General features: G+C 62.1%; 18 protein-coding genes and 2 tRNA genes. 19 read left to right on the forward strand and 1 reads right to left on the reverse strand.

Annotated elements, in window-relative coordinates:
- Window positions 1-18: 18 nt before the first annotated feature.
- Genes AC0L3L_RS15435 through AC0L3L_RS15450 form a run of 4 tightly spaced genes read left to right on the forward strand, consistent with a single transcriptional unit; the run spans window position 19 to window position 2,621 of the window.
- Window positions 19-288: a BufA1 family periplasmic bufferin-type metallophore gene (locus AC0L3L_RS15435; RefSeq protein WP_473638214.1), complete on the forward strand. Its 270-nt coding sequence runs from the start codon at window positions 19-21 to the stop codon at window positions 286-288.
- Window positions 289-332: 44 nt separating this feature from the next.
- A complete protein-coding gene (gene bufB, locus AC0L3L_RS15440; RefSeq protein ID WP_473488546.1) occupies window positions 333-1,364 on the forward strand; it encodes an MNIO family bufferin maturase in 1,032 nt (343 codons plus the stop codon).
- Entirely contained in the window at window positions 1,351-2,136 is a 786-nt protein-coding gene (locus tag AC0L3L_RS15445) for an HvfC/BufC family peptide modification chaperone (RefSeq protein WP_473638215.1), read from the forward strand. Before bufB ends, AC0L3L_RS15445 begins: the two co-directional genes overlap by 14 nt.
- A gap of 11 nt (window positions 2,137-2,147) precedes the next feature.
- Complete coding sequence (locus AC0L3L_RS15450; RefSeq protein WP_473638216.1) at window positions 2,148-2,621, forward strand: DoxX family protein; 474 nt, start codon at window positions 2,148-2,150, stop codon at window positions 2,619-2,621.
- Window positions 2,622-2,733: 112 nt separating this feature from the next.
- On the opposite strand, the gene AC0L3L_RS15455 is transcribed toward AC0L3L_RS15450, so the two are convergent.
- Window positions 2,734-2,808, reverse strand: a tRNA-Thr gene (locus AC0L3L_RS15455).
- A gap of 259 nt (window positions 2,809-3,067) precedes the next feature.
- On the opposite strand from AC0L3L_RS15455, the gene AC0L3L_RS15460 reads away from it, so the two are divergent.
- The 15 genes from AC0L3L_RS15460 to AC0L3L_RS15530 all read left to right on the forward strand — a co-directional run bounded on the left by AC0L3L_RS15460 (window position 3,068) and on the right by AC0L3L_RS15530 (window position 18,602).
- Window positions 3,068-3,316, forward strand: coding sequence for a hypothetical protein (locus tag AC0L3L_RS15460; protein ID WP_473638217.1), 249 nt, complete (start codon window positions 3,068-3,070; stop codon window positions 3,314-3,316).
- A gap of 128 nt (window positions 3,317-3,444) precedes the next feature.
- Window positions 3,445-4,737, forward strand: a complete 1,293-nt coding sequence (gene murA / locus AC0L3L_RS15465) for a UDP-N-acetylglucosamine 1-carboxyvinyltransferase (RefSeq protein WP_473638218.1) — start codon at window positions 3,445-3,447, stop codon at window positions 4,735-4,737.
- Window positions 4,738-5,112: 375 nt separating this feature from the next.
- Window positions 5,113-5,547: a DUF2948 family protein gene (locus tag AC0L3L_RS15470; RefSeq protein ID WP_473528186.1), complete on the forward strand. Its 435-nt coding sequence runs from the start codon at window positions 5,113-5,115 to the stop codon at window positions 5,545-5,547.
- Window positions 5,548-5,557: 10 nt separating this feature from the next.
- Window positions 5,558-6,850: a histidinol dehydrogenase gene (gene hisD / locus AC0L3L_RS15475; protein WP_473638219.1), complete on the forward strand. Its 1,293-nt coding sequence runs from the start codon at window positions 5,558-5,560 to the stop codon at window positions 6,848-6,850.
- A 6-nt stretch (window positions 6,851-6,856) separates the two neighbouring features.
- Window positions 6,857-7,342 (forward strand): UPF0262 family protein, encoded by a 486-nt coding sequence (locus AC0L3L_RS15480; RefSeq protein WP_123146619.1) that lies wholly within the window; start codon window positions 6,857-6,859, stop codon window positions 7,340-7,342.
- A gap of 43 nt (window positions 7,343-7,385) precedes the next feature.
- The gene (locus AC0L3L_RS15485) at window positions 7,386-7,793 is read left to right on the forward strand and encodes an arsenate-mycothiol transferase ArsC (RefSeq protein ID WP_123146618.1); all 408 of its coding nucleotides are present in this window, start codon (window positions 7,386-7,388) and stop codon (window positions 7,791-7,793) included.
- A gap of 90 nt (window positions 7,794-7,883) precedes the next feature.
- Window positions 7,884-8,102 carry a translation initiation factor IF-1 gene (gene infA / locus AC0L3L_RS15490; protein WP_006200926.1) on the forward strand — a complete coding sequence of 73 codons (219 nt, stop codon included), beginning with the start codon at window positions 7,884-7,886 and terminating at the stop codon, window positions 8,100-8,102.
- A 27-nt stretch (window positions 8,103-8,129) separates the two neighbouring features.
- Window positions 8,130-8,756 (forward strand): Maf-like protein, encoded by a 627-nt coding sequence (locus tag AC0L3L_RS15495; RefSeq protein WP_123146617.1) that lies wholly within the window; start codon window positions 8,130-8,132, stop codon window positions 8,754-8,756.
- 13 nt (window positions 8,757-8,769) lie between these two features.
- Window positions 8,770-8,967 carry a DNA gyrase inhibitor YacG gene (yacG, locus tag AC0L3L_RS15500; RefSeq protein ID WP_095491465.1) on the forward strand — a complete coding sequence of 66 codons (198 nt, stop codon included), beginning with the start codon at window positions 8,770-8,772 and terminating at the stop codon, window positions 8,965-8,967.
- Between the two features lie 197 nt (window positions 8,968-9,164).
- Window positions 9,165-9,240, forward strand: a tRNA-Phe gene (locus tag AC0L3L_RS15505).
- A gap of 212 nt (window positions 9,241-9,452) precedes the next feature.
- On the forward strand, window positions 9,453-10,760 hold the full coding sequence (locus AC0L3L_RS15510) for a tyrosine-type recombinase/integrase (protein WP_473638220.1): 1,308 nt from the start codon (window positions 9,453-9,455) through the stop codon (window positions 10,758-10,760).
- A 519-nt stretch (window positions 10,761-11,279) separates the two neighbouring features.
- The gene (locus AC0L3L_RS15515; RefSeq protein WP_473638221.1) at window positions 11,280-13,727 is read left to right on the forward strand and encodes an AAA family ATPase; all 2,448 of its coding nucleotides are present in this window, start codon (window positions 11,280-11,282) and stop codon (window positions 13,725-13,727) included.
- Between the two features lie 732 nt (window positions 13,728-14,459).
- Window positions 14,460-15,632 (forward strand): ComEC/Rec2 family competence protein, encoded by a 1,173-nt coding sequence (locus tag AC0L3L_RS15520; RefSeq protein ID WP_473638222.1) that lies wholly within the window; start codon window positions 14,460-14,462, stop codon window positions 15,630-15,632.
- A 4-nt stretch (window positions 15,633-15,636) separates the two neighbouring features.
- Complete coding sequence (locus tag AC0L3L_RS15525) at window positions 15,637-17,877, forward strand: hypothetical protein (RefSeq protein WP_473638223.1); 2,241 nt, start codon at window positions 15,637-15,639, stop codon at window positions 17,875-17,877.
- The gene (locus tag AC0L3L_RS15530; protein WP_473638224.1) at window positions 17,874-18,602 is read left to right on the forward strand and encodes a hypothetical protein; all 729 of its coding nucleotides are present in this window, start codon (window positions 17,874-17,876) and stop codon (window positions 18,600-18,602) included. The genes AC0L3L_RS15525 and AC0L3L_RS15530 overlap by 4 nt, the downstream gene beginning before the upstream one ends.
- The last annotated feature ends 19 nt before the right edge of the window (window positions 18,603-18,621 follow it).

The raw sequence follows: 18,621 nt of genomic DNA on the forward strand, positions 1-18,621 counted from the left end.
CAACCAGGAGACACGACTGTGATCAACGCCAAAACCCTCATTGGATCGGCCCTCGCGGCTGCCACTTCGCTGGCCGCCACGGCCGCCTACAGCGGCCCCGCCGCCCAGCCCGACTTCGCCTTCGAGAAATGCTACGGCGTCGTCAAGGCCGGCCAGAACGACTGCCAGACCGCAACGCATTCCTGTGCCGGCACCGCGACCGCCGACAACCAGCCGGATTCCTGGCTTTACCTGCCTGCCGGCAGCTGCGCCAAGATCACCGGCGGCAGCGACAAGCCGAAAGCCTGAGCGATCCAGACTTCGAGCCAACCCCTTTGAAAGGGAGCAGACCGATGTGCCGTGCGTTTCAACCCCTCGCGATCCCCGCAACCGCGGGCATCGGTCTTCGCTCTCCCCACATCAGCGAGATGCTGACCCGCAGGCCCTCCGCTGGCTGGCTCGAAGTGCATGCCGAGAACTATATGGGAGACGGCGCCGGCGTCGAGGCGCTGGAGAGGCTGCGCCAGATCTATCCGCTGTCGGTGCATGGCGTTGGGCTGTCACTGGGCAGCGCACAGGGATTGGACCGCGATCATCTGGAGCGGCTGCGCAAGGTCTGCGAGCGCTTCCAGCCAGATCTCGTCTCGGAGCATCTCGCCTGGAGCGTAGCCGACGGGGCTTATCTCAACGACCTGCTGCCGCTGCGCTATGACGAGGGGGCATTGGCGGTGGTGGCACGCAACGTCGAGACCGTCCAGGACGCGTTAAAGCGACAGGTGCTCATCGAGAACTTATCCGCCTATCTAGCCTTTGCAGATTCCTCGATGAACGAGGCAGAGTTCCTGGCCGAACTCGTGACACGGACCGGCTGCGGCCTGCTCCTGGATGTGAATAATGTGCAGGTTTCGGCGCACAACCTGCAATATGATGCAAAAGCCTTCATCGACGCGCTGCCGGCCGATTCCATCGGCGAGATCCACCTTGCCGGCCATGCGACCAATCAGGTCGGAGCCGACACCGTGCTTATCGACGATCATGGCTCACGCGTGCCGCCGGTCGTCTGGACGCTCTACCATCATGCCATAGACCGGCTCGGACCGCGCCCGACGCTTATCGAATGGGATACCGATGTCCCGGTTCTCGATGTGCTGCTGGGCGAAGCCATGTGGGCCGACATGCTCTCCGCTTCGATCATGTTTAACCGCAAGCAGGCCGCGAGACAAACTACGACAGCCAAGCCCCGGCCGATATCCAACCTCCTCCCCTTCGAAAGTGACATGAGGAGCGGCATGCCCGTGCTTGCGGCATTTGCTGCCGCCAAGGCTGGACCGGCCATGCCTGCGGCGATGCCGCCAATAGAGAGGGGATACCATGCTGCCGCTTGAACACCTGCAGACCACCATGGCGCGCTCGGTGCTCGCCATGGAGCCAATAGTTACCGCGAAAATGCTAACCGCCGGCAAGGCCGATCCATTGGCCCGCCTGCGTATCTACCAGAACAACACGCGCAGTTCGCTTACCGCAGTGCTGATGGCGGTCTTTCCCGTCACGGTTCGCTTGGTCGACGAGCGCTTCTTTCGTTTCGTGGCGAGCGAGTTCATTCGACGCCATCCGCCGGTGGAGTCCCGGCTGGCGCGCTATGGCGCCGGCTTCCCACGCTTCCTGAAAACCATCGACACGCTTTCCGATATGCCGGTCGTGGCTGAAACGGCGCGGCTCGAATGGGCCATTGCCGAAGCGCTCGACGCGGCTTCGCATCCACCCCGCCCCCTCTCGGAATATGACGGCACCGATCTGGGGCCTTCGCCCGATATCGTGCTGCAGCCATCCCTGCGGCTGATCGTTTCGCACTGGTCGATCCTGTCCGTATGGACAGCCCATCAGCAGGAGACGGCGGTCGACCGGCACAGCGCCTGGGAAAGGCGTCCCGAACGCGTGGCGTTGTGGCGGGCCGGTGAGAGTGTCCGCCTGGTTCTCCTTGATCGAGCGAATTTCGCGTTTAGGCATTCCCTGAAGCACGGCCTCGGCCTGGAACACGCCACAACCCGCGCCCTCGCTCTCGATCCGGCGTTCGATCTCGTGTCCGCGCTCGTGCGTCTGTTCGGCGACGGGCTCGTCACAGATGTCCGGATCCCGACGCATCCCCTTGCAAACTGATGGAGACAGTCATGACTGCGATACCAGAATATTCTTCGTTCACCCCGGCTGGCCTTGTCGGCTTCTACAGGCGTATTATCAAACTACCCGAACGCATTCCGCTTTCACTGGTTCAGCTCGCTTCCCGAATCGCAGTCGCACATGTGTTCTGGCAGTCCGCTCAGACGAAGCTCGCATCCTGGCCGGTAACGCTGCAGCTGTTCGCCAACGAATACAATCTGCCGTTCGTTGATCCATCGATCGCCGCGCCCCTGGCGACGACCGTCGAAATCGCCGGCTCGGTGCTGCTCTTCCTGGGGCTTTTCTCGCGCCTCGGCGCGCTGATGCTGCTCGGCGTCGTATTGGTTATCCAGATCTTCGTTTTCCCCGAGAACTGGGCCGAACACCTGCTGTGGGCGTCGTTGCTTCTTCTCGTATTGACACGCGGCGCCGGCGTGGTTTCGGTCGATCGTTTGGCTGATTGGGCTTTTGGACGAAGAGCCTGAAATCGTCGTCGGGGCACGAGCACGCGGTCTACGCCTTCCGCGCGCAATGGCAGCTCCCGTCGCTGCAGGCTGGTTCGTCGCAGAACACTTCAGCGATTTCAATGGGATCGGCTGGTGCTGCGAGAGAGGATTGAACTCTCGACCTCTCCCTTACCAAGGGAGTGCTCTACCACTGAGCTACCGCAGCCGCTGATGGCGGGGCTTCTGCCATATCGAACCGGCAAGCGCAAGGCCAAGCGCAAGCCATCTGTGAAAGCCCGCTCCGACGGGTTTTGCCGACATGGCGGCGCCACAATGTTGGCTATCCCTGAACAGCGGGCTGGCGCAGCGGCCGAAAATCGGAATCGGTTTTCGGAAAGCACGATGCGGAGATTCAAAAGTGTTAGAGCGTACTTTGTGCGTCCAAGCGGACGCGCGTCGCCCTAATCGTCAGCCGGGACGGAACCATGAACGACAAGACAACTCCACTGGACGAGGGCGGTCCACCTGACAAGGGCGGTTCCTCGAAAAAGGACAGCCCATCGAAAAAGGCCGACCGCAAGAGCCGGCTTGCTGAGCAATTGCGCGCCAATCTGCAGAAGCGCAAGGCGCAGTCGCGCTCGCGGCGCACCGGTGACGCCGACAAGCGGCGCACCGGCGACGCTGACAAGCGGCCGGACGGGCTCGGCGCTTTAGGGGAAACGCAAAAGGATTGACCTATATCAACAGGCTGGCCAGGGCGCGGGAATCCTGTTTCTTGAACCAAGCCGGCCAATGGTCTAGACCGGCCACAACAGACTCAACCGATTGAAAACCGGCCTTTCGGCCGAGGGGACGCTCTTCCATGGATCGCATCAGAATTGTCGGCGGCAACAAGCTTGCCGGAAGCATTCCGATCTCCGGCGCGAAAAACGCCGCGCTGCCGCTGATGATCGCCTCGCTTTTGACAGACGACACGCTGACCCTGGAAAACGTGCCGCACCTGGCCGATGTCGAGCAGCTGATCCGCATCCTCGGCAACCATGGCGTCGACTATTCGGTCAACGGCCGCCGCGAAAAGCAGCAGGAGGGCTATTCGCGCACCATCACTTTCTCCGCCCGCAACATCGTCGACACCACGGCACCCTACGAGCTGGTGTCGAAGATGCGCGCCTCGTTCTGGGTGATCGGCCCGCTGCTCGCCCGCATGGGCGAGGCGAAGGTTTCGCTGCCCGGCGGCTGCGCCATCGGCACGCGCCCGGTCGACCTTTTCCTGGAAGGCCTTCAGGTGCTGGGCGCCGATATCGACGTCGACACCGGCTATGTCATCGCCAAGACCAGGAACGGCCGTCTTGTCGGCAACCGCTTCGTCTTCCCGAAAGTATCGGTCGGCGCCACCCATGTGCTAATGATGGCGGCTTCGCTGGCCAAGGGCGAGACGGTGCTCGAAAACGCCGCCCGCGAGCCCGAGATCGTCAACCTCGCCGAATGCCTCAATGCCATGGGGGCCAGAATTTATGGCGCCGGCACCGAGACCATCACCATCGACGGTGTCGAAGCGCTGTCGGGCGCGCGCGTCCGGGTGATACCCGACCGCATCGAGACCGGCACTTATGCGATGGCCGTCGCCATGACCGGCGGCGACGTCATGCTCGAAGGCGCGCGGGCGGACCTGTTGCAGACCGCGCTCGACGTGATTTCCCAGACCGGCGCCGAGATCACGCAGACCAATTCCGGCATCCGTGTCAGGCGCAATGGCGCCGGCATTGCGCCGGTCGACGTGACGACAGCGCCGTTCCCGGCGTTCCCGACCGACCTGCAGGCGCAGTTCATGGGCCTGATGACGATGGCCAACGGCAAGTCGCGCATCACCGAGACGATCTTCGAAAACCGCTTCATGCACGTCCAGGAACTTGCCCGGCTCGGCGCCCACATAACGCTGTCCGGCCAGACGGCGATCGTCGACGGCGTGCCGAAGCTGAAGGGCGCGCCGGTCATGGCGACCGATCTTCGCGCTTCGGTGTCGCTGGTCATCGCCGGCCTGGCGGCCGAAGGCGAGACCACGGTCAACCGGGTCTATCATCTCGACCGCGGTTTTGAACGGCTGGAAGAAAAGCTGTCCGGCTGCGGCGCGGTGATCGAACGGATTTCGGGTTAGAGGTAGCGGGCCTGAGGTCGGCGCTGCCCCTTGCATGTTCGGCATCTTCTCTCCGTCTGGACCAGAGCTATTGCAGGTGGAAAGCCGAGGCTTTCGCTCTACGATGTACCCCCACCCCTAACCCCTCCCCACAAGGGGGAGGGAGACTTCTCGTTGGCGCTGACCTCGGCAGATTGCCTGCCTTTCGGCGCCAAAGGGGACGTTAAAGGCGCGCGGCAGCGTTCCCTCCCCCTTGTGGGGAGGGCTAGGGTGGGGGTCCATCTTCGTAAGAATCCAAATGCGATTGCCCTGGTCAGAGTCCGTGGCGCAGTTGCACGGATCGCCAAGACCGCCTAACAGAAAACTGATGTAAACCTTCGCAGGTGCGAAATCCGCATGAACCTTCTCAAGCTTGTCGCGCTCGACGATCAGGATCTGAGCATCGTCTCGGCCCATGTCCAGGACGCCGTGCTGAAGGTCGGCGATCTCGAATACATGCCGGCGGTCAAGCGCTTCGTGGTGACCATGAACCGCTTCGTCTGGGAGGCGAAACCGGGCCTGTTCCGCCAGCACAATGAGCGGCGGCAAAGCGTGCTGCATTTCGACCGGGTGCTGGGCGCCAAGACCAGCGGCATTGCCCGCGACACGCCGGATGAGGTGCTGTCGCTGCTGGCGATCAGCTTCCTCGCGCTCGACAAGCCGGCCGGCATTGTCGAGCTGATCTTTTCAGGCGGCGGCGCGATCATGCTCGATGTCGAGTGCATCGAGGCACGGCTGGCTGACATTGGCGGCGCCTGGGAAGCGACGTCACGCCCGTTCCACAGAGCCTGAGCAGCACAAGATGGCCATCACCCTTCGTCTGTCCGATGCCGATTTCGAGCAGCGTTTTGCCGCGTTACTTTTGACCAAGCGCGAAGTCTCGGCGGACGTCGACGCCGTGGTGCGCGCGATCATCGCGCGGGTGCGCGCCGAGGGCGACGCGGCGCTCATCGAGTATACGCAGAAATTCGAAAAGGCCGATCTGAAAGACCTCGGCATAGCCGTGTCGCAAGACGACATCGCCAAGGCCTACGATGCGGCCGACCCGCAGACGATCGATGCGCTTAAATTCGCCCGTGATCGGATCCGTTCCCACCACGAGCGGCAGCGGCCAAAGGACGACCGCTATACAGACGCAATCGGCGTCGAGCTCGGCTCGCGCTGGACGGCGATCGAGGCGGTCGGGCTCTATGTGCCGGGCGGCACGGCGAGCTACCCAAGCTCGGTGCTGATGAGCGCCGTACCGGCCAAGGTCGCCGGCGTCGAGCGCATCGTCATGGCGGTGCCGGCGCCCGGCGGCATCATCAATCCGCTGGTGCTGGTGGCGGCGGATCTGACCGGCATATCCGAAATCTACCGTGTCGGCGGCGCGCAGGCGATCGCGGCGCTGGCCTATGGCACCGAGACGATAAAGCCGGTCGCCAAGATCGTCGGCCCCGGCAATGCCTATGTCGCCGCGGCCAAGCGCCAGGTGTTCGGCACGGTCGGCATCGACATGATCGCCGGGCCTTCGGAAGTGCTTATCGTTGCCGACGGCAGCAACGATCCGGACTGGATCGCCGCCGACCTGCTTGCCCAGGCCGAGCATGACGTGTCGGCGCAGTCGATCCTGATCACCGACGATCCCGCCTTTGGCGCGGCGGTCGAACAGGCGGTCGAACGCCAGTTGAAAAACCTGTCGCGCGCCGAGACGGCGGCGGCGAGCTGGCGCGATTTCGGCGCCGTCATCCTTGTTCCGCGAATCGAGGCAGCACCGCCGCTGGTCGACCGCATCGCGGCCGAACATGTCGAGCTTGCCATCGACGAGCCAGAAGCCTTCCTGGCGCGGATGCGCAATGCCGGTGCCGTCTTTCTCGGCCGCCACACGCCGGAAGCCATCGGCGACTATGTCGGCGGCTCCAACCATGTGCTGCCGACGGCGCGCTCGGCGCGCTTCTCGTCCGGGCTTTCGGTGCTCGATTTCGTCAAGCGCACCTCAATCCTGAAGCTCGGGCCGGAGCAATTGCGGGCGCTGGCGCCGGCGGCCATCGCGCTGGCCAAGGCGGAAGGCCTCGACGCGCATGGACGCTCCGTCGCCATACGGCTGAATATGTAGACTGAGATGGCGGACTACGATCGAACCCCTGCCAGGCTGATCGATGTCGAACTCGACGAATCGATCGGCCGTTCGACGCCCGATGTCGAGCATGAGCGGGCGGTGGCGATCTTCGACCTGATCGAGGAAAACAGCTTCCAGCCGGTCAATGACGACGGCGCCGGACCCTACCGGCTAAAACTGTCGCTGGCCGAATCCCGCCTGGTCTTCGCGGTGACGCGTGAGGACGGCGCTGCCGTGGTCACCCATATCCTGTCGCTGACGCCGCTCAGGCGCATCGTCAAGGACTACTACATGATCTGCGAAAGCTACTACGACGCCATCCGCACCTCGACTCCCAGCCAGATCGAGGCGATCGATATGGGCCGGCGCGGGCTGCACAATGAAGGCTCGCAGACGTTGATGGACCGGCTGGCCGGCAAGATCGATATCGATTTCGATACGGCGCGCCGGCTGTTCACGCTGGTCTGCGTGCTGCACTGGCGAGGCTAAGCTGCCAGCCCCTCTGCCCCGCTCGATCCTGTTTTTCTGCGGCATGAACGCGGTGCGCTCGCCGATGGCCGAACTGCTGGCGCGCCAGGTGCTTCCGGCGACAACTTTCGTGGCGTCGGCCGGGGTGCGCGGCGGCGAACGCGACCCGTTCGTGGACGCCGTGCTGGCCGAGGACCGGCTTTCGCTGGGCGAACGGCACCCAAGGACACTGGACGATCTCGAGGACGACTATTTCGACCTGATCGTCACGCTATCGCCGGAAGCCCATCACACCGCGCTCGAGCTTACCCGCTCGCTTGCCGTCGACGTCGAATATTGGCCGATGCCGGACCCGACAGACGTCGGCGGCACGCGCGAGCAGATCATGGCCGCCTATCGCGAGGTGCGCGAACGGCTGAAGGCGCGGATCGGCCGCCGTTTTGTGGCGCCGGAAGGCAAAAAACCGCGCTGATTAAGCATGTTCACAAGCGCACGATTATCATATAGGTTCCGCGCAAATTCCGGCCGGCGCGCTGGGAATCCATCCAAGCAAAGGTATCGAATGCCGAAGGAAGAAGTCCTCGAGTTTCCGGGTGTCGTCACGGAATTGTTGCCCAACGCGATGTTCAGGGTGAAGCTCGAAAACGAACACGAAATCATCGCCCACACGGCCGGCCGCATGCGCAAGAACCGCATCCGCGTGCTGACCGGCGACAAGGTCCTGGTCGAGATGACACCTTACGACCTGACCAAGGGCCGCATCACCTACCGTTTCAAGTAAGATCGTCAGAGTTCGGCCGGGATCGCGATGAGCATTTTGCAGAAGCTCGTGCTTGCCTCGGGTTCGCCGCGCCGGATCGAACTGTTGCAGCAGGCCGGCATCGAGCCGGACCGCGTGCTGCCGGCCGGTGTCGACGAGACGCCGCTGCGCGCCGAGCATCCGCGCTCGCTGGCCAAGCGCCTTTCGAAGGAAAAGGCCGAGAAGGCGCTGGCCTCGCTGCAGGCGGAAGACGACTATGTGCCGAGCTTCGTGCTGGCCGCCGACACGGTGGTCGCCGTCGGCCGGCGCGTCCTGCCCAAGGCCGAAACGTTCGACGACGTCGCCAATTGCCTCGGCCTGCTGTCAGGTCGTTCGCACCGGGTCTATTCCGGCATCTGCCTGATCACGCCGGGCGGCAAGCTGCGCCAGCGGCTGATCGAGACTAGGGTGCGTTTCAAGCGGCTGCCGCGCGCCGAGATCGACGCCTATGTCGCCTCGGGAGAATGGCGCGGCAAGGCCGGCGGCTATGCCGTCCAGGGCCTGGCCGGCGCTTTTGTCGTCAAGCTTGTCGGCTCCTACACCAATGTCGTCGGCCTGCCGCTCTATGAGACGGTGGCGCTGCTGACCGGCGAGGGTTTCAAGGTGCATGCCAAATGGCAGTCAGCTCGGCCATGAGTTCGGGGCGGCTATGAGCTCGGACGACAAGGTCACGCCGCTGCGCCCCAAGCGGCCCTGCCCCGAGTGCGGCAAGCCATCGGCACGTGAGACCTACCCGTTCTGCTCCGTGCGCTGCAAGGACATCGACCTCAACCGCTGGCTCAAGGGCGCCTATGTCATTCCGGCCCGCGACGACGAGGACGAAACGGACAACGATCCTCCCAAATGAGGCTGTTCAGAGCAGCCTGCGGGCCTCGACCGCGTCCCGTGAATCCGCCCGTCGAGCAACTGCTGGTTTCCCGCTTGAAATCAGCGCTTAAGCGCTGGACAGGCCGGATTCCCGTGCTATAACCCACCCGCTTTCAAGGGGCGCCTGCGGCGCTTTCAAGAAATCCGGCGTGCAGAACTGCCCGCGTGCCGGAACAGGCCCAGATAGCTCAGTTGGTAGAGCAGCGGACTGAAAATCCGCGTGTCGGTGGTTCGAATCCGCCTCTGGGCACCATCCCCTCTTCTCCCGACAGTCTCTTTCGCCGAAGCATCTACGCTTTTGTCTCGGCAACTAACTGGAATCATTGGTGATTTTGGCACGCAAGGCGCGGTTGGTCGGGTTTTGTGGGATTTCGGCGTAGTTGGTCCAACGAGGCGGAGGGCTGGTATTTTCGCTGGTATTGGAGATCCTGATGGTATCGATGCAGCCAAATGGAGGTCCCGAAAATGGCCCTTTCCGACGTGAAATGCCGAAATGCCCGACCCGCTTCCAAGCTCGTGAAATTGACTGACGGTGGCGGGCTCCAGCTTTGGGTGCAGCCTACTGGATCTCGCCTATGGCGCCTCGCCTATCGTTTTGGCGGCAAGCAGAAGCTTCTGGCGTTGGGCAGCTATCCCCTCATCTCCCTCGCTGAGGCACGCGAGGCGCGCGATACCGCCAAACGTCTCCTCCTACGTGGCATCGACCCCGCACAACAGCGTAAGTTGCAAAAGGCTTCGGCAGAGGACACCTTTCGGTCAATCGCGGAGGACTACGTCGACAAGCTGAAGAAGGAGGGACGTGCCGACCGGACTATCACCAAGGTCAAATGGTTGCTCGACTTTGCCTATCCAATATTTGGGGACAAAAGCGTTCGGGAGATCGATCCGGCCACAATTCTTGTCGCTCTCCGCAGCGTGGAGGTTCGCGGTCGATACGAATCGGCCAGGCGACTGCGCTCCACCATCGGCAGCGTGTTTCGATATGCAATCGCAACCGCACGCGCCGATGTAGATCCGACGGTCGCCCTGAGGGGCGCACTCGTCGGTCCCACGGTCACGCCACGCGCCGCGGTTACCGATCCTAAGGCCTTCGGAGGCTTGCTGAGGGCGATAAATGCATTTGACGGACAGCCTACAACCCGAGCCGCCCTGAAGCTGATGGCACTGCTGTTTCCCCGCCCCGGCGAGCTGCGCGCGGCCGGATGGGACGAGTTCGATTTCGAAAGCTCGGTTTGGACCATCCCTGAAGGACGCATGAAGATGCGACGGCCGCACCGCGTCCCCCTAGCAAAGCAGGCCGTCAGCGCCCTGACCTCACTTAGAGAAATCTCTGGTGGTGGGTTGCTGCTGTTTCCTAGTGTTCGATCGGGTTCGCGTCCGATTTCCGACAACACGCTTAACGCCGCCCTGCGCCGCCTGGGCTACGGTAAGGAAGAAGCTACCGCGCACGGTTTTCGAGCAACAGCATCAACTCTGCTAAACGAATGTGGAAAATGGCATCCCGACGCCATAGAGCGGCAGCTGGCCCATATTGAGAAAAACGACGTTCGTCGCGCCTACGCCCGGGCAGAGCACTGGGAAGAGCGCGTCAAGATGATGCAATGGTGGGCCGATTATCTGGATGAGCTCGAGAGCAAAAACGTGCGCGTGATCCCAATCGGGGAATGCGGCAAATCCGCCGTCCACACACCATCGCGAGGGTTCACTTTGAACCCAACATCGACGGTTCACCAAACGCCGAGGCGAATCTCAAACCTCCGAAAATCACACTAATGTCAGAAAACGCCGAAACTGAGGACCAAGTGGTAGGCCCCGGAGGGTTAGCGGGTGGTTCACCAAGCCGTTCCCCTCGTATTCTCTCATGTGGTCTGGCGAACCCAAGGCGAACAGTGATTGGAAGCGCTGTACCATGCTGAATTGGACCCTGCGTTAGGGTGATTTCTCCGCTCTGTCGGACGCCTCAATATCCAGAAATTTCCGGTAAGCCAATCACTCTCCCCCGAATCCGACCTATGCATAGCGTCGAGTGAAGGCAGCTCTGCGCCTCTTTGCAGTCACCTGCACTCGCTGAGACGAAATCTGAAAGCAGCCGTTGTTTAAGTATCCCAAGTGTGCGCCCCTCAGCATTACACCCAAATCGTTGCGAACTCCTCAGTAAACGGCCTTGGTTTGTTTCGACACCGCCACAACCCGAACTACCTCGGGCCGGCGTGATAGAAGGTTCGTGTTTGGTTCGCGCAGGATTCAGTGTAATGCAGCCGGCGGGCATTTCTGCAATTGAGGGGGCATCGGATGCGGCTGTCGACGGTCTACGCGCGCTTCTATAAGTCGTTCAACTTTGACCATCTCCGTAAGGCATCGCTGAGCGGCCAGCCGAACGGGGATTGGGAGATGTTTAGGGGTGGCTGGTATCCGTATGTCGAAGTGGACTTCAACAGTCGGATTACCACGATCGTCGGCGCAAACGAGTCCGGTAAGAGCCACCTGCTGAGCGCTATCGAGAAGGCCGTGTCCGGCGAGGGATTCGAGCAGCGAGACCTGTGTCGCTACTCGCCATTTTTCAGCGTCGAGCAGGGCGCCAGCTGTTGGCCGCACCTGGGGATCGGTTGGACAATGGTCGAACCCGGCGAGGCCGAGCGGATTGCGCGCATTGCGAAGTCGCAGGCTTCGTTCGACCGCTTCATGATGTTCTGGGAAAGGCCGGACTTCTTGGACCTCTGGATTCCCGACGCCGAGAACGGGTGGGCCAAGCATCAGGTGGCGCGGGGCGATGCCACTCAGCTCGCCACCGGCATTTTGCCCAAGCCCTTTCGGATCATGCCCGATGTAGCACTACCCGCCGCAGTTCCGATGAGATGGCTAAACTCCCCGGACGGTCAGCACGCCTCACGCGTCGATCGACGCTCGCGGGCGACGCTACTGGATTCCGTGTTTGACCTCGGTAAATTTCTTGTGGACGATAACACCGCTCAGGCGAACGGCCCCCGTATCCGTAAGTTGCTATCTCCCCTGGTCGACGCGCACCGTGCCGAGACGCTTTCAAAGGAGAGCGAGCGCTCCTTGCGTCTCGCACGGGGACTGCTGATCGATCTGGCCCACGTCGATCCAGCGCGGCTTTCCGAGCTGCACGAGGCGATCGCGGACGGAAAGGAGGGTTACGCCAACGCGCTCGTGGAAGGTGTGAACGATCTCCTCGAACGCAATCTGAACTTCAAGAAGTGGTGGGTCCAGGATCGTGACTTCTCGCTGAAGGTGACGCCTCGCGAGCATGAGCTTGTGTTCACGATCCGGGATCGGACTGGAACCGAATATACCTTCGACGAGCGCAGCAGTGGCCTGAAGTATTTCCTTTCGTATCTCATCCAGGCTCAGTCGCACCGACCGCAGTCTGACCGCGAGAGTATCCTGCTTATGGACGAGCCCGACACTTATCTGTCGGCTGAGGCCCAGCAGGATCTGTTGAAGGTGCTACAGGGACTGGCGGAACCACAGGACGACCGTCATCCGGTGCAGGTCGTCTATGTCACGCATTCGCCCTTCCTGCTCGACAAGAATCATGCGGAGCGAATTCGGGTGCTAGAGAAGGGGCGAGGCTACGATGGCACGCGGGTCGTGAGGAATGTTTCGCGCAACCACTACGAGCCACTCAGATCGGCGTTCGGTGCGTTCGTCGGCGAAACAGCGTTTGTGGGCTCAGTGAATCTCCTCGTTGAGGGGGTGACTGACCAAGTAGTAATGGCGGGCGCCGCCCGACAGCTCCGCATGTTGAAGCCTGGCGTGGGGGCGGAGACTCTCGACCTCAACAACCTGGTGATCGTACCGTGCGGCTCGGCAAGCGAGGTGGTCTACATGCTCTACCTGGTTCGTGGGCGCGACACGGAGAAACCGCCCGTTGTAGCTCTGCTCGATTCTGACGGGTCGGGCGATGAGGCAGCCAGGCAGATGCGGAACGACAAGAAGGCGAAGCGGCTGATTGATCCCAAACATGTTCTTCAGCTCGGCGAGCTCGGGCTCGTCGACGACACTGCGATCAAGGATTTGGAGGACCTAATCCCGGTGGCTCTCGCCGCAGCTGCTATGAACGCCTGCATCGCGGAGGTCACGCGCTTCAGGGAGACTGAGACGCCTACGGTGACGGTGGCCGAGATCAATGCAAAGCTGAAGAAGGCGAGGTCTTCTTTCGACGCGCTGCAACAGGTCGCTGGGGACAAGGGCGGACACATCGAAAAGCTTGGTTTCGCCCGAGCGCTGATCGAGGTGGTGGAACAGCGTCCGGACCACCTCATCGCGGAGATCGACGAGTTTCTTACTCGAATGGCTAAGCTCTTCCGCGCAATCAACAAAGCTCGGCGCGAGGCGCAGCGCGAGGCGGACCGGGAACGACTCGGCGCGATGGTAATGCGCTATCACCGTATCTTCGGACGCGATCACAAGACACAGGCGACGAGGGAACAAGGTGCCGAGATTCTCGAAGAGATCGAGAGCCAACTCGACGACACGCCCCAGTCCGATATAGTGCGCGTGCAAATTCAGATGATGCAGCGTCGCCATGCGTTGGCCGAGGATCCCGCCGCTGACATCGGAAATTTTGGCAAGTTCATGGACGATCTCGCCAACCTGAGGATGGCTTTGGACTTGGGGGACGAGGGCACCGAGGTGATCGCGTCCGCAGTGAAAACCGCCTCGGCTGCCGCCTCCGAAGCCGTCAAGAAGACGGCGATTGATGGACCCGAGGGGTGACGGCAGGGGCGGCCGAATGCCAGTTTAACTGTCAGTCCGCAAAAGCTCCTAAGAAGCCTGTCGGCAGCGCGCCTCGGAGCTGACTTAGCCGATGCTGTCCGTCCAACCCGCAAACGGCAGTTGGCAAGCGCTGTTTTTCGACAACGTCGGAAAAGTTCAAAATAGGTGTTTTACGCCGAATGCTGTACCTAGACACCATGGTCGAAAAATGCACCGACGCACTTTCGCGCCTTCCGCCGGTGTTGTGACCTGGTGCACGACAAGCCGGAGCATCGGCGGCAGCGCGATCCCACCTACAAAAAGCGTAGGCTGGCGACGACCTGTTTGGCCGTAGATACAAATAACGCCGAAAAGTTTGCGTGGGTGCAGATCTGCACTCACATGAAGCCATCTGGTCCAACCAGAGTAGTTGGGCCATCTCGAAACAACACGAGCTGTTGATAACTAGAAAATAACTCGTCGCCATAGTGTAACGCGCTGCAGAAACGTATTTACCCAAACTTTACTTCATGCCATAGAAAAAGGCAGACGGTGATTCTACCGCCTGCCTTTTGTTTGTGCGTACCTGCGGACGTGGCGCCGTAAGGCTGCCCAGACCACCGGTCCGTACCGTAGCAAGTCGGTTCTAGTGCCCAAAGGCCCCATTGACAAGCCACAGGCTTAGCTGCCGGCGGCGCGCACGCGGAGTTGCTCCGTTGCGTGCCCGTTCCGGCCTCAGAGGAACCGACGTTAATGGCTGCAAAACTGACCTTCTTCCCCGTCGGCAACGGGGACATGGCTCTGATCAAGCTCGACAACAAGCAGACGATCCTCGTGGACATCAACATCCGCGCCGCCGCCGATGATCCCGATGACGCAACCTACGATGTCGCTAAGGACCTCAAGGAGAGACTTTCGCGCGACGACAAGGGCCGGCTCTATCTCGACGCTTTCCTGCTCTCCCATCCGGACTCGGACCATGTGACGGGCCTCACAACCCACTTCCATCTCGGCCCGCCGGAGGACTTCCCGGAGGGCGATGAAGACCGCATTCTCATCCGCGAGATGTGGTCGTCGCCGATTGTGTTTCGCCGGGCCAGCACGCAGCACACGCTCTGTGACGAGGCCAAGGCCTGGGCCAGCGAAGCCCGGCGCCGCGTCAAACTGTTCCGGGAGAAAGGTCTGGCCGGCACGGGCTCGGGCGACCGCATCCTTATCCTCGGCAAGGACAAGGACGGCAAGACCGACGACCTCACGGCTATCTTGATCGAGCAGGACGGCCTGCTCACCGCCGCCGACCGCGTCCAGGCCAACCAGTTCGCGGGCCGCCTGTTGGCGCCGATGTCTGTTGACGAAAATGATAAGGAGCTGATCGAGATACTCGAGAAGAACAACTCGTCGGCAATCGTGCGGTTCTCCATTGCCGGCGACGGCGTGGCCGACCAATGCCGTTTCCTGACCGGCGGCGACGCCGACGTTTCGATCTGGGACCGGTTGTGGCTGCGCCACAAGGACAGCAACAAGGACTGGCTGAGCTATGATGTGATGGAAACGCCGCACCACTGCTCGTGGCGCACCCTGAGCCACGACCGCTGGTCGGAGATGGGCGAGAAGGTCAAGGTCTCCGAGGACGCCAGGAATGCGCTGTCCCAGACCCGCGAGGGCGCCATCATCGTCGCCTCGTGCAAGCCCATCAAGAAGGACGACGACAACCCGCCGCATGAGCGGGCCAAGCGCGAGTATGTCTCGATCACCTCGAGCGACCGCTTCATCTGCACGACCGAATATGCCGAACAGCACGACGGTCCGGTCGAGTTCAACATCACCAGCGTCGGGACCTCCAAACAGCAGACCTTGACGCCGAAGAAGGCCGCCGCCATCGCCGGTGTCAGCAAGGTAACCACCGCCACCAGGGAACACGGCTGATCCAATGGCCCTGGCAGACATGCAGCGACACGCGGAACACTTTCTGCGTGTCGCGCAAGACATTCCGCAATGCAAGGGCTGCGGGCTGGTTGCCGTCAGTGATCAGGTTGCGACAATCTTCCTCGACTTGGCCGTCGAGATGCCGACGCACTGGCAGGCCAGGGGCTGCGCCCCGAACGGCGTCCTGCCCGTCGAACGCGTCGAGGTCGTGCTCGGGTCGGATTATCCGTGGCGCTGCCCGTCTTTCAGCCTGCGCAAGGATTTCCCGCGCAACCTTGCCCACCTGACGCCCGGGTCGGAGAGCCTCAACCCGAGTCCCTGTCTGGTGGACGGCAGTCCGGACGAATTCTTCAACCAGCACGGTCTTCTCGAGCTCAGCATCGGTGCGATCGTTAATCAGATGGGCATCTGGCTGGGTCGGGCGGCGATCGGCACGTTGATGAATGCCGAACAGGGCTGGGAACCGGTGATGCGACAAGGTTTGCCGAACCGCCTTATCGTCGATGCCGACTTTGCGCGAAGCCAGATCACCAACAAGGCCGGCTGTGTGTGGCTGGCGACCAGGTATATGCCAGAAGACACCCGCGGCGGCAGACGATCCTTCCTGCTTTCGGCCAATAACGAATTTGCCGCCACGGTGGGCGACCTAGCCCCTTTCCCCTTCGATTCGGGAACCGAGGCCCGCTACAGCGGCGTTACGGTCACCGCGCTGATCTGGCCCGCCCGCGGAGCCGTCACCAAAGAGGTCCTTGGCGAAACGATCGAGAACCTCGACGATTTGGCCAAACGCGCTGGGGAGGTTGGCTGTGGCGCCGAATTTGCCACCTTCCTGGACCGGCTTGACCGGCGTTGGCGCCGCAAGCGGTCCGGCACGGTGTTTCCGGTGGCGGTGGTGTTCTGTGTGCGGCGCCCTTTCCCGCTGATCGGCCGGGACTCAGCAATCGAGCTGCTCCCCTATCTCTTGGAAATCACCGCTCCACAAGAGCGGCAGTCGCTGTTCGAAGGCCCCAACGGCAAGGGTGCCGTGCCCGTCGAGCAGCTTGACCGCACGACCCCGAAGCTTTTGCGCACTCTTTCAGCGGCGCCGCCCTTCGCGCCGTTCAGCTTGGTCGGCTGCGGCAGCGTTGGATCCAAGGTCGCCCTGCATCTGGCCCGCGCCGGCGGCGAAATACGCGCGGTGTCGGACAGCCGCGATTTTCGACCGCACAATATGGCCCGCCACGCTCTGGTTCGGCCGCCGCTGCCCTGGCCGAAGGCGTTCGAACTTGCCGACGAACTGTCAAGTCTCGGACAGATGCCGGCGGCTTGCGTCATCGACGTGGTCAAGGCCCTGAAGACCGCCGACGACCGATTGCGAATCGCGCCGCCTGGAACCACGACACTCATCAACTCGACCGCCTCGAAACTGGCGCGGCAAGCCTTGTCGATCGTCGCGCCGCATGATCTGCCCGCCCGCGTCGCGGAAATCGCGCTGTTTGGCCGCGGCCGCGGTGCGTTCGTCTACCATGAAGGGGCGAACCGCAATCCAAGTCTGTCCGACCTGCACGCCGTGCTCTGTGCCAATGTCACGGCGGACGAACGGCGACTGCTGTTCGATCCGGCCTTCGGCCTGGCGCAGATCCAAATCGGCGAAGGCTGCGGTTCGCTGACCATGGCCATGACCGACGCCCGGCTTTCGGCCATGACTGCCATGGCCACCGAGGAGCTGATGCGGCTGGCCGGCGCCAATGCCGACCACGGCGAAATCGCAGTCGGGGTATCGGCGCCCGACAGTGCTTCGACCACCTGGCGCCGCCTAACCGTCCCCGAATTTCTCGATATCCCGGTTGAGGGGGGCGAGTGGACGCTACGCCTCTCCGCGCAGGTGGCCGGCCTGATCCGCGAGGACATCGCACAGTTTCCAGGCGTCGAAACCGGCGGCCTTCTGATTGGCTCCTGCAGTACGCTCATGAAGACAGTGACCGTTGTCGATCTGATCGAAGCGCCGGAGGACAGCCAGCGAACGCCGACGCTGTTCATGCTCGGCACAAGCGGTATGAAAAAGCGTATCGAAGCCCGTTTCGAGGACAGCGGCCGCTCGCTGCTTGATGTCGGGACCTGGCACAGCCATCTGGCCGAACAGGGGCCTTCCCGGACCGACCGAAAGACGGCCAGGCAGGTGGCGGCCGAGCGCTCCCCGCCCGCGATCCTGCTCATCGCAACCCCCAGCACCTATCACGCCATCATGCATCAGGACGCGCCATGAAAGATTACCTCGACGCCTATTCCATCAAAGCGCGCCTCGCACCGGCAGCGTTGGCGATTGCCCCGGCGATTGTGTTGATCGTTTTGGCCTTCAACTGGGTGCAGCCCAGCCTTCCTGAAGCCATCATCGGCCTCGCCGTGATGGTGTTGTTCTTCGCCGCTTCGAATGTGGCCCGCCGTCTCGGCAAAAGGAAGGAGCGGCAACTCTTCGCGACGACCGGCGGACGGCCAGAAAATCGCGAGCTTAGCCATCTCGACAAGACACTGGATGACAAGACCAAGGACCGTTACCGCAAGTTCCTTGCCAAGCAGCTCGGCCAGCCGGCGCCGTCGCGAGACATGGAAATCGAAGATCCGGACGAGGCGGTCGCATTCTACGTGCAGTGCTACAATTGGCTGCGCGAAAACACCCGCGACACCGAGAAATTCCACATCCTGTTCAACGAGAATATCGCTTACGGCTACTACCGGAACCTGCTTGCGCTCAAGCCGTATGGGATCGCGCTCAACCTGCTGACCATCGCGGCGGCGGCCGCGATCATCCGCTACAAGCCTGATTTTGCCGAGCTTACCCATGGCAAGCTGGTTGCGCTGGGGCTTTTGGCCGCCGTGCACGCAAGTTATCTGCTGTTCGGGGTGACGAAAAAGGCTGCGCTGGACGCGTCGAAGGCTTACGCACGTCAGCTCACGCTCAGTTGCGAGACACTGATGGTACAGATGAAATAGGCCCCAGGCCAATGCGGAC

Source organism: Mesorhizobium sp. WSM4849 (assembly GCF_055811385.1).

What these genes read in the sequence shown, in the direction of transcription:
- AC0L3L_RS15520 (WP_473638222.1), top strand. Translation starts at nt 14,460, where the DNA reads ATGGCTGCAAAACTGACCTTCTTCCCCGTCGGCAACGGGGACATGGCT.
- AC0L3L_RS15495 (WP_123146617.1), top strand. Translation starts at nt 8,130, where the DNA reads ATGAGCATTTTGCAGAAGCTCGTGCTTGCCTCGGGTTCGCCGCGCCGG.
- murA (WP_473638218.1), top strand. Translation starts at nt 3,445, where the DNA reads ATGGATCGCATCAGAATTGTCGGCGGCAACAAGCTTGCCGGAAGCATT.
- AC0L3L_RS15480 (WP_123146619.1), top strand. Translation starts at nt 6,857, where the DNA reads ATGGCGGACTACGATCGAACCCCTGCCAGGCTGATCGATGTCGAACTC.
- AC0L3L_RS15515 (WP_473638221.1), top strand. Translation starts at nt 11,280, where the DNA reads ATGCGGCTGTCGACGGTCTACGCGCGCTTCTATAAGTCGTTCAACTTT.
- AC0L3L_RS15510 (WP_473638220.1), top strand. Translation starts at nt 9,453, where the DNA reads ATGGCCCTTTCCGACGTGAAATGCCGAAATGCCCGACCCGCTTCCAAG.
- AC0L3L_RS15485 (WP_123146618.1), top strand. Translation starts at nt 7,386, where the DNA reads ATGAACGCGGTGCGCTCGCCGATGGCCGAACTGCTGGCGCGCCAGGTG.
- AC0L3L_RS15470 (WP_473528186.1), top strand. Translation starts at nt 5,113, where the DNA reads ATGAACCTTCTCAAGCTTGTCGCGCTCGACGATCAGGATCTGAGCATC.
- AC0L3L_RS15525 (WP_473638223.1), top strand. Translation starts at nt 15,637, where the DNA reads ATGGCCCTGGCAGACATGCAGCGACACGCGGAACACTTTCTGCGTGTC.
- AC0L3L_RS15530 (WP_473638224.1), top strand. Translation starts at nt 17,874, where the DNA reads ATGAAAGATTACCTCGACGCCTATTCCATCAAAGCGCGCCTCGCACCG.
- infA (WP_006200926.1), top strand. Translation starts at nt 7,884, where the DNA reads ATGCCGAAGGAAGAAGTCCTCGAGTTTCCGGGTGTCGTCACGGAATTG.
- hisD (WP_473638219.1), top strand. Translation starts at nt 5,558, where the DNA reads ATGGCCATCACCCTTCGTCTGTCCGATGCCGATTTCGAGCAGCGTTTT.
- AC0L3L_RS15460 (WP_473638217.1), top strand. Translation starts at nt 3,068, where the DNA reads ATGAACGACAAGACAACTCCACTGGACGAGGGCGGTCCACCTGACAAG.
- bufB (WP_473488546.1), top strand. Translation starts at nt 333, where the DNA reads ATGTGCCGTGCGTTTCAACCCCTCGCGATCCCCGCAACCGCGGGCATC.
- yacG (WP_095491465.1), top strand. Translation starts at nt 8,770, where the DNA reads ATGAGCTCGGACGACAAGGTCACGCCGCTGCGCCCCAAGCGGCCCTGC.
- AC0L3L_RS15450 (WP_473638216.1), top strand. Translation starts at nt 2,148, where the DNA reads ATGACTGCGATACCAGAATATTCTTCGTTCACCCCGGCTGGCCTTGTC.
- AC0L3L_RS15445 (WP_473638215.1), top strand. Translation starts at nt 1,351, where the DNA reads ATGCTGCCGCTTGAACACCTGCAGACCACCATGGCGCGCTCGGTGCTC.